This window comes from Mycolicibacter virginiensis (assembly GCF_022374935.2).
Lineage (GTDB): Bacteria > Actinomycetota > Actinomycetes > Mycobacteriales > Mycobacteriaceae > Mycobacterium > Mycobacterium virginiense.
In genome coordinates, this window is sequence record NZ_CP092430.2 from 2617674 (window position 1) to 2635036 (window position 17363).

A 17363-nucleotide genomic window follows, 5' to 3' on the forward strand; every position below is an offset into this window, starting at 1 on the left:
GAAAAGTCCCCTATCTTGAGCTGAAATAGTCGCTAGTGGCCCATGCCCATGCCGCCGTCGACGGGGATGACCGCGCCGGCGATGTAGCTGGCGTCTTCAGATGCCAGGAAGCTGACCGCGCCGGCGACCTCCTCGGCGGTGCCCACCCGCTTGGCCGGGATGAAGTCCAGCGCGCCTTCTTGGATCCGCTCGTCGAGGGCGCGGGTCATCTCGGTGTCGATGTAGCCGGGCGCGACGACGTTGGCGGTGACGCCCGCCTTGGACAGCTCGCGGGAGATCGAGCGGGCCATGCCGATCAGCCCCGCCTTGGCCGCCGCATAGTTTGCCTGGTTGCCGATCCCCCACATGCCGGAGACCGATCCGATGTAGATGATCCGGCCAAAGCGCTTGCGCTGCATGCTGCGCGAGGCCCGCTGCGTGACCCGGAAAGCTCCGGTGAGGTTGGCGTTGATGACCTCTTCGAAGCGCTCCTCGGTCATCCGCATCAGGAACGCGTCTTTGGAGATGCCGGCGTTGGCCACCAGCACCTCGACGGGACCCTGGTGCTCCTCGACCTCTTTGAAGGCGCGGTCGACGGCGTCGTTGTCGGTGACATCGCAGACCACCCCGAACAGTCCCTCGGGTGCGCCGGAGCCGCGGTGCGTCACCGCCACCTTGTGGCCGTCGGCGGCCAGCCGCTGCGCGATCGCCAGTCCGATGCCCCGGTTTCCACCGGTGACGAGGACCGAACGGGATACAAATGCGGGCTTTCCTGCGGGGGCTTCGCTGTCTGTCACCGGCATAACCTATCAGTGCCCCTGGTCGACTCTGCGCTCACCAAACAGCCCACTCGCACTTTTGCGTGGTAGCCGCAGAGTCAACCCAAACGGCGACCCGCGCGGCAACTAAGCGGGCAGGCGCCGGTTGAGCAGCAGGGCCGCCAGCCCGGCCAACGCCAAGATGAACGAGCCCAGCCGCAGCCAGCCGGTGCTGGCGTCACCGCGGATGGTCTCGAAACCGATCTGGTCCTGCAGGGTCGCGTACACCTCTTTGAGCTGCTGCAGGCTGGAGGCGGTGTAGGCGCTGCCGCCGGAGAGGTCGGCGATCTTCTTCAGCGAATCGTCGTCGACGGGCACCGGTTGACGCTGCTCGTTGATCTCGACGTAGCCGTAGGCCGTGCCGAACGAGATCGTCGACACCGGCACGCCCTGGTCCTTGGCGGTGCGCGCCGCGGTGAACGCCCCCTTGGGATTGTCGGGGTTCGACGGCACCGTCTCCTTACCGTCGGAGAGCAGCACAATGCGGGCCGGCGGTGGGGTGTCACCGCCACCGATGACCGCGCCCACCGTGGCGATCGCCTGCAACGCGGTGAAGATGCCCTCACCGGTGGCGGTGCGGTCGGCCAGTTGCAACTTGTCGATCGCGGCCTTGGTGGCGTCGCGGTTGGTAGTCGGCGAGGTCAACACCGTCGCGGTGCCGGCGTAGGCGATCAGGCCCAGGTTGATGCCCGCGGTCAGTTCGTCGGCGAACTGCTTGCCGGCCTCTTGGGCGGCTGCCAGCCGGCTGGGTGCGACGTCGGTGGCCCGCATGGACTGGGATACGTCGATCACCAGCATCACCACCGCGCGGTTGCGCGGGATCCGGACATCGTGGGTGGGGCCGGCCATGGCCACGGTGAACAGCAGCAACGAGCTGATCAGCAGGATCGCCGACAGGTGCCGCCAGCGGGTCGGCGATTTTGGCGCCACGCTCTCCAGCAGCTCCATGTTGGCGAACCGCAGGATCCGCCGGTGCCGCGCCACCTGCATGAGGATGTACAGCGCGATCAGACCGAGGATCACCAACAGGAACAGGAAGAACCACGGGTGGGCGAAGCCCGTAAGCGTCATCGGCCCGAGTAGCGGCAATGTCATAACAGACCTGTCTGTGTACGGGTCGAGGTCACGGCGTTCCCGCCAGCGCCCCGCGCCGGCGTGACTCGACGAAACGGACGATGTCGGCAATCCAGTCCCGGTCGGTCCGCAGCCCCAGCAACGGTGCGCCGCAGCTGCGCAGCGCGTGCGCGACGTCGGCGCGGTGGGCCACCGCGGCCCGGGCGAAGTCGTCACGCAGCTTGGCGTCGATGGTGAACTCGCGGGTGACCCCGGATTCGGTGTCCTGCAGCACCACGTCGCCGACGTCAGGCAGCTCGACATCGCGCGGGTCGAGCACCTCGATGCCCAAGACCTCGTGGCGGGCAGCGATCGCCCGCAGGGGGCGCATCCAGTTGATCGGGCCGAGGAAGTCGCTGATGATGACCGCCATCCCGCGCCGGCGTTCGGGCCGACGCAGTGCGTCGATGGCCGCCGCCAGGTCACCGCGCACGCCGGCCGGGGCCCGCGGAATGGTGGCGATGGTGCGCAGCAGGGTCTGCTCGTGGTTGCGTCCGGAGCGGGCCGGTACCCGAACGACCCGCTCACCGTTGGCCACCAGTGCGCCCAGCCGGTTACCGCCGCCGCTGTTGAGGTAGACGATGGCCGCGGCCGCCGCCACCGCCAGGTCGCGCTTCTCACAGGTGGCGGTGCCGAAGTCCATGCTGGCCGACATGTCGACCACCAGCCACGTCTCCAGCTCGCGGTCGGCGATCATCTGCCGCACGTGCGGATGGGTGGTGCGTGCCGTGACCGACCAGTCCATCCGGCGCACGTCATCGCCGGGCTGGTACAGCCGCGACTCGCCTGGTTCGGAGCCGGGGCCTGGGATCAAACCGAGGTGATCCCCGTGCAGCACCCCGTCGAGCTTGCGCTTGACCGTGAGCTCCAGCGTGCGCAGCGCCGCCGCCAGCTTCGGGTCGCGGATCCCGCCGCGCAGCATCGACGGCGGTGCAGTGCTGGTTCCGGATGGCTGCAACGATCCAGCCCCGGTGTCGGGGTCGCTCACCGACCGCCGGCCACTGCCGCTGCGGTCGGGGCACCCGGTGCCGGCGAGTGCTGTTGCTGCGGAACCGCGTTCACCTGGGGCAGCGGCACCGTCTGCAGCACCCGGTTGATCACGATCTCCGAGGTGATCTCATCGGCGAGTGCGTCGTAGGACAGCACCAGGCGGTGCCGCAGCACGTCCGGAATGACCTCGATGACGTCCTGCGGAATCACGTAGTCGCGGCCACGGACCAGGGCCAGCGCGCGCGACGCGGAGATGATGCCCAGCGAGGCACGCGGCGACGCGCCGAACGACAGCCAGTTCTTCACGTCGGGCATGCCGAACTGCTCGGGTTGGCGCGTTGCGGTGATCACCCGGACGACGTAGTCCACTAGGGCGTGGTGCACGAAGTTGTTGGCCGCCAGCGTCTGCAGCCGCACCAGGTCGCCGGTGCCGAGGATCTGCTTGGGCTCCGGCGGCGTGACACCCATCCGGTAGATGATCTCGCGCTCTTCTTCCGGCGAGGGGTAGCTGACGTTGATCTTGAACAGGAAGCGGTCGCGCTGCGCTTCGGGCAGCGGGTAGACGCCCTCGTGCTCGATCGGGTTCTGGGTGGCCATCACCAGGAACGGGTTGGGCAGCGCGAAGCTCTTGCCGCCGATGGAGACCTTGCGCTCCTGCATGACCTCCAGCAGCGCCGACTGCACCTTGGCCGGCGCACGGTTGATCTCGTCGGCCAGCAAGAAGTTGGCCATCACCGGGCCGAGTTCGGTGTCGAACTCCTCGCGGCCCTGCCGGTAGATGCGGGTACCGATGATGTCGGTGGGCACCAGGTCCGGGGTGAACTGGATGCGCGCAAAGGTCCCGCCGACCACCTTGGCGAAGGTCTCCACCGCCAGGGTCTTGGCGACACCCGGTACGCCTTCCAGCAGCACGTGGCCCTTGGCGAGCAGGCCGACCAGGATGCGCTCGACGAGCTGGTCCTGACCGACGATGACGCGCTTGACCTCGAAGATGGCCCGCTCCAGCACGTGTACGTCGGCGGCGAGCCCGCTACCGCCGACTGTGCCTGCCTCGGCACCGGCCGAGCCGGGGAAACCGCTGGCGCCCGCGGGCGTCCCATCCGATGACGTCATCGACAAATCCTCCACAAAGGTCGGTCAGACACAACTGCTTGCACGGCACGCGGCCGAGGGGCAGCGTTGTGCCCTCGTTTCACTATTCCAGGGTTCGCAGCATCCGTCGACGTATGGCCCCGCTGTTACGCGACGGCTGCTGTCAGTACTCGATGATCCGGGTCAGATACGGCGTCATCCCCGACGTCCGTACCGGGCTGACGACCACCTTGCCGGCGCTGCCGGAGGCCTCCAGCATCTTCCCGCCGCCGAGGTACATGGTGACGTGCTGGCCGCCGCCGGGGCCGTAGAACATCAGGTCGCCGCGACGGGCCTGATTGGGCGGGATGTGCCGGCCGGCGTTGTACTGGTCGCCGGAGAACCGCGGGATCAGCACGCCGACCCCGGCGAACGCGTACCGCATCAGGCCCGAGCAGTCGAAACCGACCGTGCCCGCCCCGGAGTCGATCCCCTTGCTGGGACCGGTCAGCGATCCGCCGCCCCAGGAATAGGGCACGCCCATCTGCGAGCCACCGCGCCGAATCACGTACTCGATGGCCTGCTTACCGTGCACCCGCTGGCCGGGCGAGACGTTGCCGGCGGCTTCGTCGCCCACGTTGAACCCGAGGCCGGACAGGAACTTGCGGCCCAGGTCCATCGTGGTCTGGGTGGCATTGGCGGTGGCCTGCAGCGAGGCGTTGGCGATGGCCAACGGGTCACCGGGCGCCCCGGCGCTGATCGTCGCCGGCAGGGTGGGGTCCCACCCCGGGTCCGCCTCGGCCGGTCCAGCCAGGCCCACCATCACCGGGATCGCCACCAGCAGCGACCCGAGGAGGCGGAAAAGTCGTAAGGAACTCAGTTGCATTGCACCGCCGTCAGTACTCGATGTATCGGACTACGTAGGGCGTCATGCCGCTCTTGCGGACCGGCGACACCTTCACCGTCTGCCCCACGTCGGGGGCCTCCAGCATCAGGCCGTTGCCGAGGTACAGCGTTACGTGCTGACTGCCACCGGGTCCGTAGAAGATGACGTCGCCACGACGCGCCAGCGCCGAGGGGATCTGGCGGCCCATCTTGTACTGCGAACCCGAGTAGTGCGGCAGCTTGATGCCCACCCCGGCGAAGGCGTAGAGGATCAGCCCGGAACAGTCGAAACCGACTGTGCCCGAACCGGAGCCGATACCACGGCCCGGTCCCGCAGCGGTGCCCCCGCCCCAGGAGTAGGGCACGCCGCGCTGCGAAAGGCCCCGGCGAATCACGTATTCAGAGGCCTGCCGGCCGTAGACCCGCGGGATCTTGCCATTGTTGATACCGGTGTCGTCGGGCTTGGCCAGCCCCAGCGACTGCAGGAACTTCTGGCCCAGGTTGGCCGTCACCTGCGCCGAGGTCTGCGAGATCCCCAGCACCTGGTTGATCACCGCGACCGGGTCACCGGGAACGTCGGCGCTGGGCACCATCGGCAGGGTCGGGTCCCACGGACCGTCCCACTGCGCGGGCTTGCCCACCGTGGGGCCGGCCACCGGATTTCCCCACCGGTCACCGGCGGGAGCACCGGCCGGCGCCGGCCCGGCCTGGGGCTGCTCGTAGCCACGGGCCGCCACGATTTTGGCCTGTGCTGCGTTGCGTCGTGCTGCCAGCCGGTCGATCTCACCCTGCTGCTCGCCGAACTTGCGCTGGGTGTCGGTGAGTGCGGCCACCGCGGCGTCCTGACTGGACTGCGCGTCAGCGACGGCCTGGTCGGCCTTCTGCTTGGCCAGCCGGGCGGCCGACTCCTTGTTCAACTGCTCGGTGCGGGCCTGCTTGAGGTGGTCCAGCGCCTGCTGGGAGGAGAGTGCCAGGGTCTGGCCGGCCGCCGCCGTGGCGATCATCTCCGAGGGGTTGGCCGCGGTCAGGTAACTGTCGGAGGGTCCGTTGACGTACGTCGACGCGGCGAAGGTGTTGAACCGTCGCTGCGCGGCGGCGATCGCGGCATCGGCGTCAGCGATCGCCTGCCGGCCGGACTCCACCTCCTGTTGGGCGGCGGCCGCATCGTCGCGCGCGGTCTGCAGGTCCACCAGAGCCTTGTTGACGCCTTCCTTCTCCTCGGCGATCTGCGCGCCCAGGTTCTGCAGCTGCTGGTTGGCGTCGGCGACGTCGGCGATCAGCGCAGCGATACCGTCGGGGTCCTGCCCGGGTTGAGCTGCGGCCAGCCCCGGGGTGCCCAGCAGCATCGCGGCGCTGAGAACCGACACCGTCGCGGGTTGGGCGACCCGGATCACCTGGCGGAAAACAGAGCCATCGGAGCCACAGCGGATGCGTCTCATTCGGCTTGGATCTCCTCGGACTCTGAGCAGGCGGCGCCATGCTTCGGCCGGTGGCAAAAGCACAGAAACAACAGATGCAACAGCTGCGCCTTTTGAGACCATACGTCACATCAGTCACTGGAGAAACGTTCGTAACAAACTACGTTTGTGTAATTAAGCCGGTTGTGACCATTCGGTGACCTATTTATTTGCAGCAGCCCACAACGGGGCGACAATTAATCGCCCAGTTTCCGTGTTTTCGGAGGTGAGGCCGCTAGTTCGCGACGTCGGCGCGCGCCGTGCCTTCTAAGGCCCGTTTGCTGCGTCGCTGCAGAAAGCGGGTGCCGACGGCCGCCGCCGCCACTCCCACCAGCAGCACCACGGTCAGACCCGTCCAGGGCAGATCGGGGGTGGTCAATTCGTGCAGGAAATTCTGCGCCGAAGTCACCGGATCGCCGGTTTTGGCGTGATCCTCGGCTGCCTCCAGCTTCGACCGGTGAAACTGGCCGCTGTAGCTGCCGACATAGTTCGTACTGACGACTAGGACGGTCGAATCCGGATAGTCGTAGCCGACCACCGTGGCGACGTCGCGCAGCGCGGTGTCCATTCCCGGGTTTCGGGCGACCTCGACGATCTTCAGATCGATGCCGTCGCGGCCCGCCTGCGCCACCACCTCGCGCAGCGCCGGCACATCGGCCGCCGGTGCGCTCACCCCGTCGGAGGCGACAGCAACCTTGACCAACGCCATGCAGTCGTCGGGCGGGGTGGCCGGATCGAGGCCGACAGTGATGCAGAGCTCGCCGGGGATGTAGGCCGGCGGGTGCTGGATCGTCACGGTTGATGACGGTATCAACCCCGGCCAGGTGAGGTGAACCTTACTTTATACAGGACAATCGTACTGTTAGGGTTATGTCGCCCGTCGGCGCGGACCCGTCGATGGATGAGAACTCGATCTCGGGGAGTTGAAGTGACCAGCAAAGATTCGGTGAATTCGTTCGGAGCCCGCGCCACCCTGACCGTGGGTGATCAGGACTATGAGATCTACCGCCTCGACGCCGTCCCCGGCACCGAGAAGCTCCCCTACAGCCTCAAGGTGCTGGCCGAGAACCTGCTGCGCACCGAGGACGGCGCCAACATCACCAAAGATCACATCAACGCGATCGCCAACTGGGACCCGAACGCCGAGCCGAGCATCGAGATCCAGTTCACCCCGGCTCGGGTGATCATGCAGGACTTCACCGGTGTGCCCTGTGTCGTGGACCTGGCCACCATGCGTGAGGCCGTCACCGCCCTGGGCGGCGACCCGAACAAGGTCAACCCGCTCTCGCCCGCCGAGATGGTCATCGACCACTCCGTGATCCTCGACGTCTTCGGCACCTCGGACGCCTTCGAGCGCAACGTCGAGCTGGAGTACCAGCGCAATGCCGAGCGCTACCAGTTCCTGCGTTGGGGCCAAGGCGCTTTCGACGACTTCAAGGTCGTCCCCCCGGGCACCGGCATCGTGCACCAGGTCAACATCGAGTACCTAGCCCGCACCGTGATGGTGCGTGACGGGAAGGCCTACCCCGACACCTGCGTCGGCACCGACAGCCACACCACCATGCAGAACGGCCTGGGCGTGCTGGGCTGGGGCGTCGGCGGTATCGAGGCCGAGGCCGCCATGCTGGGCCAGCCGGTGTCGATGCTGATCCCCCGCGTCGTCGGCTTCAAGCTGACCGGCGAGATCCAGCCGGGCGTCACCGCCACCGACGTGGTGCTCACCGTTACCGACATGCTGCGCAAGCACGGCGTGGTCGGCAAGTTCGTCGAGTTCTACGGCAAGGGCGTCGCCGAGGTGCCGCTGGCCAACCGCGCCACGCTGGGCAACATGAGCCCCGAGTTCGGCTCGACCTGTGCGATCTTCCCGATCGACGAAGAGACCATCAACTACCTGCGCCTTACCGGCCGCACCGACGAGCAGCTCGCGCTGGTCGAGGCCTACGCCAAGGTTCAAGGTATGTGGCACAACCCGGACCACGAGCCGGCCTTCTCCGAGTACCTGGAGCTGGACCTGTCCACCGTGGTCCCCTCGATCGCCGGACCGAAGCGTCCGCAGGACCGGATCCTGTTGTCGGAGAGCAAGATCGCCTTCCGCAAGGACATCCACAACTACGTCGAAGAGCAGCACCCGACGCCGGAGACCAAGCTCGATGAAGCCATCGAGGAATCCTTCCCGGCCTCCGACCCGGTCTCGCTGTCCTTCGCCGACGACGGTGCGGTGGACGTGCAGTCGGCTGCCAACGGCGCCGACGGCCGGCCGAGCAAGCCGGTCCGGGTCAAGGGCGAGCGCGGCGAGTTCATCCTCGATCATGGCGCCGTCGCGGTCGCGGGTATCACCTCGTGCACCAACACCTCCAACCCGTCGGTGATGATCGGCGCGGCCCTGCTGGCCCGCAACGCCGTCGAGAAGGGCTTGTCCTCCAAGCCGTGGGTCAAGACCAACATGGCCCCGGGCTCGCAGGTCGTCACCGACTACTACGAGAAGGCCGGCCTGTGGCCCTACCTGGAGAAGCTCGGCTTCTACCTGGGCGGTTACGGCTGCACCACGTGCATCGGTAACACCGGCCCGCTGCCCGAGGAGATCTCCAAGGCGGTCAACGAGGAAGACCTGACCGTCACCGCGGTGCTGTCGGGTAACCGTAACTTCGAGGGCCGTATCTCCCCCGACGTCAAGATGAACTACCTGGCCTCCCCGCCGCTGGTCATCGCCTACGCCCTGGCCGGCACCATGGACTTCGACTTCGAGACCGATTCGCTGGGCAAGGACACCCAAGGTAACGACGTCTTCCTGCGCGACATCTGGCCGTCGGCCCAGGAGATCGACGACACCATCAAGTCCGCGATCAACCAGGACATGTTCCGCAAGTCCTACGCCGACGTGTTCAAGGGCGACGAGAACTGGCGTAACCTGCCGACCCCGGACGGTGACACCTTCGCTTGGGACGAGGCGTCGACCTACGTGCGCAAGGCCCCCTACTTCGACGGCATGGGCATGGAGCCCGAGCCGGTCTCCGACATCAAGGGCGCTCGGGTGATGGCGCTGCTGGGCGACTCGGTCACCACCGACCACATCAGCCCGGCCGGCCCGATCAAGCCCGGCACCCCGGCGGCGGACTACCTGGACGCCCACGGTGTGGAGCGCAAGGACTACAACTCGCTGGGCAGCCGCCGCGGCAACCACGAGGTCATGGTCCGCGGCACCTTCGCCAACATCCGCCTGCAGAACCGGGTGCTCGACACCATCGGCCTGGAGGGCACCCAGGGTGGCTACACCCGGGACTTCACCCAGGACGGTGGCCCGAAGGAGTTCATCTACAACGCCTGCATGAACTACCAGAAGGCCGGCATCCCGCTGGTGGTGCTGGGCGGCAAGGAGTACGGCTCCGGCAGCTCGCGTGACTGGGCGGCCAAGGGCACCACGCTGCTGGGCGTCAAGGCGGTCATCACCGAATCCTTCGAGCGCATCCACCGCTCGAACCTGATCGGCATGGGCGTGATCCCGCTGCAGTTCCCGGCCGGTGAGACCGCCAAGACGCTGGGCCTGGACGGCACCGAGACCTTCGACATCGTCGGTATCGAAGAGCTCAACACCGGCAAGACGCCGAAGACGGTCAAGGTCACCGCCACCAAGGAGAATGGTGACAAGGTCGAGTTCGACGCGGTGGTGCGCATCGACACCCCCGGTGAGGCCGACTACTACCGCAACGGCGGCATCTTGCAGTACGTGCTGCGCAACATGCTGAAGTCGTCTGCGACCGCGTAGACAGCGATCACCTGATGCCCAGGGTCAGCGAGGATCACCTGGCGGCCCGGCGCCGCCAGATCCTCGATGGCGCGCGGCGCTGCTTTGCCGCCTACGGCTATGACCAGGCGACGGTGCGGCGACTGGAGCAGATGATCGGGCTGTCGCGCGGGGCGATCTTCCATCACTTCCGCGACAAGGACACCCTGTTCTTCGAGTTGGCGCGTGAAGACGCGCAGCGGATGGCTGATGTCGCCTCGCGCGAGGGCCTGATCGGCGTGATGCGGGACATGCTGGCGGCGCCGGAACAGTTCGACTGGCTGGCCACTCGACTGGAGATCGCCCGCAAACTGCGCCACGACCCGGAGTTCAGCCAGGGGTGGGCGGAGCGGTCGGCCGAATTGGCTGCTGCCACAACGGATCGACTGCATCGCCAGAAGCAGGCCGGTCGGCTGCGCGACGACGTCCCCGGGGACGTGTTGCACTGCTATCTGGATCTGGTGCTCGACGGCCTGGTCGCACGACTGGCGTCGGGCGAAGATCCGCAGCGGCTGTCAGCGGTCCTCGACCTGGTCGAGGATTCGGTGCGGCAGAGCTGATTTCGCGCTGGTTAGCGCGATCGGGTGCGGTGGTTGGGCCCGCCGCGGCTGCGCATCGCCGCACCCGACTCGCGCAGCATGCTGTGCACGGAGCCGTACGATCGCCCGGTCGACGCCGCCAAAGTCCGAATGCTCGCCCCGCCCTCATAGGCGCTGCGCAACTCGACCAGTTGACGGTCGCGTTGCTTGTTCGGTTTCGTCGTCGTTGCCACGTCCCCTCACCATCCCCTCGCCGGCCCAACGGGTTCAGCGTAGGAAGGTGGCGGGGATACCGGGCGACTTTGACTCAAATTCCGGTCAGGCGAGCTCGATCAGGTCGCGGTAGTCCGCCGACCAATGATCCTCGGTGCCGTCGGGCAGCAACACCACCCGCTGCGGGTCGAGCGCCTCGGCCGCGCCCGGGTCGTGGGTGACCAGCACCACCGCACCGGCATAGCTGCGCAGCGCGTCGAGTACCTGTTCACGTGAGGCCGGGTCGAGGTTGTTGGTCGGCTCGTCGAGCAGCAGCACGTTCGCGGTGGAGGCCACCAGTCCGGCCAGCGCCAGCCGGGTCTTCTCACCGCCGGACAGGGTCCCGGCCGGTTGCTCCAGCTGCGGCCCGGTGAACATGAACGCGCCCAGCAGTCCCCGCAGATCCTGCTCGGAGGTGTCGGGGGCAGCGTGCCGGATGTTCTCCCACACGCTGGCCGCGTTGTCGATAGTGTCGTGTTCCTGGGCGAAGTAGCCGATCTTGCAGCCGTGGCCGGGCTCGAGCTGGCCGGCGTCGGGGGTTTCGACGCCGGCGAGCAGGCGCAGCAGGGTGGTCTTACCGGCGCCGTTGAGGCCCAGCACGACCACCCGCGAGCCCCGGTCGATGGCCAGGTCGACACCGGTGAAGATCTCCAGCGAGCCGTACACCTTGGTCAGCCCGGACGCCATCAGCGGGGTTTTCCCGCAGGCCGACGGGGTCGGGAACTTGATCCGCGCGACCTTGTCGGCGACCCGTTCCTCGTCCAGCGCCGCCAGCATCCGGTCGGCGCGACGCAGCATGTTCTGCGCGGCAACGGCTTTGGTGGCCTTGGCGCCCAGCTTGGCGGCCTGGTTACGCAGCGCGGCGACCTTGCGTTCAGCGTTGGCTCGCTCCCGGCGGCGACGCTGCTCATCGGTCGCTCGGGCGTCGAGGTACTTCTGCCAGCCCATGTTGTACACGTCGGCCTCGCCGCGCACCGCGTCGAGGAACCACACCCGGTTGACCACGTCGGCCAGCAGCTCCACGTCGTGACTGATCAGTACCAGTCCCCCGCTGTGGTTCTTCAGGAAGTCTCGCAGCCAGCCGATCGAATCCGCGTCGAGGTGGTTGGTCGGTTCGTCGAGCAGCAAGGTGGTGCCCGAGCCCGCGCCGCCGGCGCCACCCTCACCGGCCGCGAACAGGATCCGGGCCAGTTCCACACGACGACGCTGGCCACCGGACAGGGTCCGCAGCGGCTGGGTCAGCACCCGGTCGGGCAGGCCCAGGCTGGTGCAGATCCTGCCCGCCTCGCTTTCGGCGGCGTAGCCACCCAGGGCGGCGAATCGCTCTTCGAGCTGGCCGTAGCGGCGGATGGCGCGGTCGCGCTCGGTGTCGTCGACCACCTCGGCCATGAGCACCTGTTGCTTCTCCAGGTCGGCCAGGATGGTGTCGAGGCCACGCGCCGACAGCACGCGATCGCGCGCCAGGACGTCGAGGTTGCCTTCCCGGGGGTCCTGCGGCAGGTAGCCGACCTCGCCGGTGCGGGTGATGGTTCCGGCGTAGGGCTCGCCCTCACCGGCCAGGATGCGCAGCGTGGTGGTCTTGCCGGCGCCGTTGCGGCCGACCAGGCCGATCCGGTCTCCGGGCTGCACCCGCAGTACCGAGTCGACCGAGTCGAGCAGGGTGCGCGCTCCGGCGCGGACCTCCAGGCCCGTTGCGGTAATCACGCGCGCGTACTCCTGTCGTGGTGCTACTTATCGTCAGTGAAAGCCGGTGGGCGTTTCTCGGCGCGCGCAGCGACGGCTTCCTCGAAGTTGCTGGTCAGCAGGCGCACGTAGAGCTGTCCGAGCCCCTCGGCCTGCATGTGCCCCTCCAGACTACCGGCGTCGAGTCCGCTCCAGAGCGTCCGCTTGGTCAATTCGGCCCCCGGCCGGGAGAAACCCGCGATCCGCTCGGCCATCTCGTAGCAGGTGTCCAGCAGGTCCGGCTGCTCCACCACCCGCGACACCAGCCCTATTCGTTCGGCCTCGGCGGCGTCGACGTCGCGGCCGGTGAGCATGATCTCGAACGCCCGCGACGCCCCGATCGCCCGGGGCAGCAGGTAGCTCAGCCCCAGCTCACTGGCGGTCAGCCCGTTGTTGATGCCGGCGGCCCGGAAGTAGGCACCCGACGCGGCGATCCGGATGTCGGCCGCCAGCGCCAGGCAAAGTCCGCCACCGATGGCCGCCCCGTTGACGGCCGCGATCACCGGCTGGTGCAGGCGCCGCAGCCCCAGGATGATGTCGTCGAGCAGTTCCATCGACCGCAACCCGAACGTGGGCCGGGTCAGTCCAGCCACGTGCGGCACCGAACCCGCGGACTTGTGGTCGGCACCCGAGGAGAACCCACGGCCCGCCCCGGTCAGCACCACCACCCGCACCGAGTTGTCGTAGCTGACTTCCGCCAGCACGTCACGCAGCGGAACCATGACGTCGAACGCCATGGAGTTCATCCGCTCCGGGCGGTTCAGCGTGATCAGGGCGACGTGTGGGCGGGGACGTTCGACTTTGACGAACTCGGAGCCGAACTCAGATTCGGAAGACACGGATGCACGCTATCGCGTGCGCGCCCTCAGACCTGGTCGGGCTTGCCCGCAGCGGCCTGCTCGGCCAGGGCGGCTTCGACGTCGAGATCCTTGACCTGCTGGACCAGGTTCTCCAACGCCGCCGCAGGCAGTGCGCCGGCCTGGTTGAACACCAGCGTGCCCTTCTTGAACGCCATCAGGGTGGGAATGGAGCGGATCTGGGCGGCGGCGGCCAGCTGCTGCTCGGCTTCGGTGTCGACCTTGGCGAACACCACGTCGGGGTGCTTCTCGGAGACGGACGCGAACGTCGGTGCGAACGACCGGCACGGCCCGCACCAGGACGCCCAGAAATCGACGAGCACGATGTCGTTGTCGGCGATGGTTTCTTCGAATTTCGCTGCGGTGAGGTCTTGAGTTGCCATGATTGGCCCAACGCCCGGATACGCCGCGGTGTTCCCGAACCCCGTCGCGCCGGGCCCGAGTGGTCTACACAGCGGGCTCACAGCTGGAAGCTAGCTGCGCGCTAACTCGACCATTGACGGTGGTAGCACCGGTCGGCGGCACCCGCCGCCGCCGATATCAACGAACGGAGACTGCCGATGTCCCCCCGCCCGAGCACACCCACCCACACGATCCGCGCTCTGACCGGAGCGACGGCGCTGTTCGCGGCCGGATTGTTCGTCCCGGCATTGGCTCACGCCCAGGGCGACCACGTGATGGGTTCGGTCTCCTCGGTGTCCGGCAACACCTTCGAGGTGGCCCGCTCATCCGGCACCACGACCGTTTCGTTGACCGACGAAACGCGGATTTTCGAGTCGGTTCCCGCGCAGCGCGGCGAGATCACCGCCGGCACCTGCATCAAGGCCGGCGCCGCTCCCGACAGCGCTCCGGCCGACAGTGGCGCCATCACCGCGAAGTTCGTGGCGATCAGCACCACGGTCGACGGCAAGTGCCCGCAGCGGCCCGCCGCGGCGGCCGACGCCCCCGCGCCCCCGAAGCCGCACCGTGGCGTCCGCGGTGTGGTCGAGTCGGTCTCCGGTGACACCCTGACGATCAGCGGCCCGTCCGGGCCGACCACTGTGACGCTCAACGACAGCACCCACTTCCGTCGCATGGTCGCCGTCAGCGCGCCGTCGATCAGTGCCGGCAAGTGTGTCGCCGCCGGCGGGACCACCGACGGCGACGGCGTGCTGCAGGCGCGGCGCGTCACCGTGTGGGCCGGCGACGGCAACTGCCCCGAACCGCCCGCGTAAGCGGGCCTCGGCGGCATCTGAGCCGCTACCCCAGCACCTTCCCGTAGGTCTGCCGACCCATCAGATAGGTGGCCTCCACCGCCACGTCGCGCAGGTCTTCCGGCGGAACCCGGCGAGGGTTGTGCGACAGCACCACCAGGTCGGCGTACTTGCCGGGTTCCAGGCTGCCGATCTCGGTGTCCAGCCGCAGTTGCCAGGCGGCGTTGAGGGTCTGCGCCTTGATCGCCGCATCGACGCCGATGCGCTGCTCGGGGGCCAGCACCCGGCCGCTGCCCTTGGCGATCCGGTTCACCGCGGTGGCGATGTTGCCGATCGGGTTGGGCGGGGTGACGGTGCCGTCATTGTGGAACGACAGCCGCAGACCGGCGTCCACGGCTGAACGCGCCGACATCCAGTGCGAGCCGTGATCGGGACCGAAGAGCTTGTCCACCAACACATCTCCCCAGAAATAGATGTGTTCGATGAATAGGCTCGGGGTGATTCCCAGCTGTGCGGCCCGCGCGAACTGATCGGGCCGCATGGCCCCGACGTGTTCGATCCGGGGCCGCAGCGCCGGCGGTGTGCGCGCCTGTTCGAACGCGTCCAGCACCACGTCGATCGCGGCATCGCCGTGGACGTGGCAGGAGACCTGCCAATGCTGATCGACGAAGGCCTTGGTCAGGTCCTGGATCTGCTCGGGCGGGTAGTTCATCCTGCCGCGGTGGTCGGGGCCCAGGCCCATGCTCGCGGTAGTGGCGTTAGCCAGATACGGGAAGGTGGTGAAGATGTTGCCCTGCCACGGCGAACCGTCCGCCCAGATCTTCATCCCGATCTTGTCGAACAGCACGTCGGCGCGGGCCCGCTTGCCGCGAACGTTCTTCGAATCGGCAGCCAGTTCCGCGGTGCCGATCTCATAGGCACGCACCCGCACAGCGCAGTCGGCCTGCTGGGCGAGCTTGCCGAACACCTCCGATTGCGCACGCGCGTCATAGGAATGCTCGGTGGCTGTGGCGATGCCCGCGCGCGCGAGTTGGGAGTAGGCCCAGCGCAGATTGTCTCCGGCGTTGGCCATGATGGCGCCGGAGAACGGCGCGACCAGCGCCATCACCGCCGCCGCCTCGCGGACCTCGCCGGTCAGCTGCCCGTCGGGTCCGTGAATGTATTGCGCTCCGGCCGGGTTGGGCGTGGTCTTGGTGATACCTGCAGCGGTGAACGCGGCAGTGTTGCCGTAGGCGGCGTGGCCGCTGTTGGAGATGATCACCACGGGGTTGTTGGGGGCGAGCCGAGACAGTTCGGTACGGGTGAAGGGCTGCAGCCCGCTCTGCAGCAGCGGATCCACCCCGTTGAGCAGAATCGGCTGGCCCTTCGGCGTGTCCGCCACGGCCTCGGCCAGCTTGGCGAACACCCCGTTGGCGGTGGGGACGGTGAAGGGACGCACGTCGATGGCCGGCGGGGCCAGCGTGGAGCCCATCTCGAACGGATGACCATGCGGCTCCACGAACGCCGGCAGCAGCGCCCGGCCGCGCAAGTCGATGACGGTGGTGCCCGACCCGCGCAGTCGCAGTACCTCGTCGGCAGTGCCGACCTGGCTGATCCGTCCTCCGGTGACCGCGAGTGCTTCGGCTTCCGGGGCGCCCGGTGCCACTGTCACCACCGGACCACCGATGAAAATGGTGTCGGCCCCCGGCCCCCGTGATTCGCACGCCGCGAGCCCGCCGACCGCTGTGCCCGCTGCCGCGGCCGCCATCCCGGCCATAAACCGTCGCCTGCTTGTCGTCACCGTGTCCGCTCGTTTTCAGTCACAGTCACGCGACGAGTATGGCAGCGCCCATCCCCCGAGCCACCGGCCGGGACACATGACAACGCTGACCGGTCCCGCGCTAGGTGAGGTCGTCGTGGTCGCCGCGCGCCCAGGCGGCGTGACGGTCCGCCGAGAACCGGACCGCGGCCACCGCGTCGGTGTCGATGGTGTTGGTGTGCAGCCCGTAGACGCGATCGAAGCGCAACTGTTCCATCGTTGCGGCCATTCGCTGGGCGACCGCAGCCGACAGTGGAATCCGGTTGGGATAGCTGCGCAAGAATGCCACGGTGCGCCGATCGGGGTTCGGGAAGACGGTGTCGCCGACCAGCAGCACCCCGCGACCGCCGGCACCGGCGTCCCAGCACGCGACGGAGCTGCCCGGAAAGTGGCCGCCGACCTGAATCAGGGTCAGCCCATCAGCGAGCTCCAGGCGGCCGGACCAATATCGGATCGCCGGATCCGGACGCATCACCCACTGCTTGTCAGCGGCATTGACGTACACCGGCACCCCGCCGAGTCGCCGGCCCCATTCCACTTGGGCGCCGAACATGTGCGGGTGGCTGGCGACGACACCGAGCATCGGGCCCTGCTCCAGCGCCGCGGCGACCCCGGCGTCATCGATGAATCCCGAGGGATCCCACAGCATATTGCCGCGGGGTGTGCACACCAGCTTGCCCAATTGACCGATACCCAGGGGCGGATTGCTACCGATCCCGATCAGCCCGGGTTCTAACTCAAAGGCGTAGGACCGCATCCCCTCGGCGGCCAGGTCGCCCAAGGTGGCCCAGTGCTGGCCGTCCGCCGGAACCCATTGCCGGTCGTCGGCGCAGATGGCGCACACCTGCGGCGTCGCATCGTGTTCGACACCGCAGGTCCGGCAGAGCCAGAACGCGGCTGCCGGCACG

Annotated in this window: 16 protein-coding genes; 3 read left to right on the forward strand and 13 right to left on the reverse strand. The window is 67.9% G+C overall.

The window, feature by feature from the left end:
• Nucleotides 1-32: 32 nt before the first annotated feature.
• The 7 genes from fabG1 to MJO54_RS12555 form a co-directional block, all read right to left on the reverse strand.
• The gene (gene fabG1, locus MJO54_RS12525) at nucleotides 33-776 is read right to left on the reverse strand and encodes a 3-oxoacyl-ACP reductase FabG1 (RefSeq protein WP_373693004.1); all 744 of its coding nucleotides are present in this window, start codon (nucleotides 774-776) and stop codon (nucleotides 33-35) included.
• A 108-nt stretch (nucleotides 777-884) separates the two neighbouring features.
• Nucleotides 885-1892 carry a VWA domain-containing protein gene (locus tag MJO54_RS12530; protein WP_046282987.1) on the reverse strand — a complete coding sequence of 336 codons (1008 nt, stop codon included), beginning with the start codon at nucleotides 1890-1892 and terminating at the stop codon, nucleotides 885-887.
• Nucleotides 1893-1920: 28 nt separating this feature from the next.
• Nucleotides 1921-2832 (reverse strand): DUF58 domain-containing protein, encoded by a 912-nt coding sequence (locus tag MJO54_RS12535; RefSeq protein WP_046282988.1) that lies wholly within the window; start codon nucleotides 2830-2832, stop codon nucleotides 1921-1923.
• A 62-nt stretch (nucleotides 2833-2894) separates the two neighbouring features.
• Nucleotides 2895-4013: a chaperone MoxR1 gene (moxR1, locus tag MJO54_RS12540; protein ID WP_046283023.1), complete on the reverse strand. Its 1119-nt coding sequence runs from the start codon at nucleotides 4011-4013 to the stop codon at nucleotides 2895-2897.
• Nucleotides 4014-4155: 142 nt separating this feature from the next.
• Complete coding sequence (gene ripB, locus MJO54_RS12545; protein WP_396876351.1) at nucleotides 4156-4794, reverse strand: NlpC/P60 family peptidoglycan endopeptidase RipB; 639 nt, start codon at nucleotides 4792-4794, stop codon at nucleotides 4156-4158.
• A 73-nt stretch (nucleotides 4795-4867) separates the two neighbouring features.
• On the reverse strand, nucleotides 4868-6295 hold the full coding sequence (gene ripA / locus MJO54_RS12550) for an NlpC/P60 family peptidoglycan endopeptidase RipA (RefSeq protein WP_064888333.1): 1428 nt from the start codon (nucleotides 6293-6295) through the stop codon (nucleotides 4868-4870).
• 253 nt (nucleotides 6296-6548) lie between these two features.
• Nucleotides 6549-7109, reverse strand: coding sequence for an Rv1476 family membrane protein (locus MJO54_RS12555; RefSeq protein WP_174549801.1), 561 nt, complete (start codon nucleotides 7107-7109; stop codon nucleotides 6549-6551).
• Nucleotides 7110-7214: 105 nt separating this feature from the next.
• Here MJO54_RS12555 and acnA point away from each other — a divergent pair, with 105 nt between their 5' ends.
• Nucleotides 7215-10076, forward strand: a complete 2862-nt coding sequence (acnA, locus tag MJO54_RS12560; protein ID WP_065153491.1) for an aconitate hydratase AcnA — start codon at nucleotides 7215-7217, stop codon at nucleotides 10074-10076.
• 14 nt (nucleotides 10077-10090) lie between these two features.
• Complete coding sequence (locus MJO54_RS12565; protein WP_046282992.1) at nucleotides 10091-10654, forward strand: TetR/AcrR family transcriptional regulator; 564 nt, start codon at nucleotides 10091-10093, stop codon at nucleotides 10652-10654.
• Between the two features lie 11 nt (nucleotides 10655-10665).
• On the opposite strand, the gene MJO54_RS12570 is transcribed toward MJO54_RS12565, so the two are convergent.
• The 4 genes from MJO54_RS12570 to trxA all read right to left on the reverse strand — a co-directional run bounded on the left by MJO54_RS12570 (nucleotide 10666) and on the right by trxA (nucleotide 13847).
• Entirely contained in the window at nucleotides 10666-10866 is a 201-nt protein-coding gene (locus MJO54_RS12570; RefSeq protein ID WP_046282993.1) for a helix-turn-helix domain-containing protein, read from the reverse strand.
• A gap of 85 nt (nucleotides 10867-10951) precedes the next feature.
• Nucleotides 10952-12589: an ABC-F family ATP-binding cassette domain-containing protein gene (locus MJO54_RS12575; protein ID WP_065153490.1), complete on the reverse strand. Its 1638-nt coding sequence runs from the start codon at nucleotides 12587-12589 to the stop codon at nucleotides 10952-10954.
• A gap of 23 nt (nucleotides 12590-12612) precedes the next feature.
• Complete coding sequence (locus MJO54_RS12580; protein ID WP_064889155.1) at nucleotides 12613-13446, reverse strand: enoyl-CoA hydratase; 834 nt, start codon at nucleotides 13444-13446, stop codon at nucleotides 12613-12615.
• A gap of 26 nt (nucleotides 13447-13472) precedes the next feature.
• Entirely contained in the window at nucleotides 13473-13847 is a 375-nt protein-coding gene (gene trxA / locus MJO54_RS12585) for a thioredoxin (RefSeq protein ID WP_065038683.1), read from the reverse strand.
• Between the two features lie 177 nt (nucleotides 13848-14024).
• Between trxA and MJO54_RS12590 the strand changes: the two genes are divergently transcribed.
• Nucleotides 14025-14678: a DUF5666 domain-containing protein gene (locus MJO54_RS12590; RefSeq protein ID WP_240175005.1), complete on the forward strand. Its 654-nt coding sequence runs from the start codon at nucleotides 14025-14027 to the stop codon at nucleotides 14676-14678.
• Nucleotides 14679-14703: 25 nt separating this feature from the next.
• Here the strand turns inward: MJO54_RS12590 and MJO54_RS12595 are convergent, their stop codons facing one another.
• On the reverse strand, nucleotides 14704-16437 hold the full coding sequence (locus tag MJO54_RS12595; RefSeq protein ID WP_064889158.1) for an amidohydrolase: 1734 nt from the start codon (nucleotides 16435-16437) through the stop codon (nucleotides 14704-14706).
• A gap of 100 nt (nucleotides 16438-16537) precedes the next feature.
• On the reverse strand, nucleotides 16538-17362 hold the full coding sequence (locus MJO54_RS12600; RefSeq protein ID WP_240175006.1) for an MBL fold metallo-hydrolase: 825 nt from the start codon (nucleotides 17360-17362) through the stop codon (nucleotides 16538-16540).
• Nucleotide 17363 lies beyond the last annotated feature (1 nt).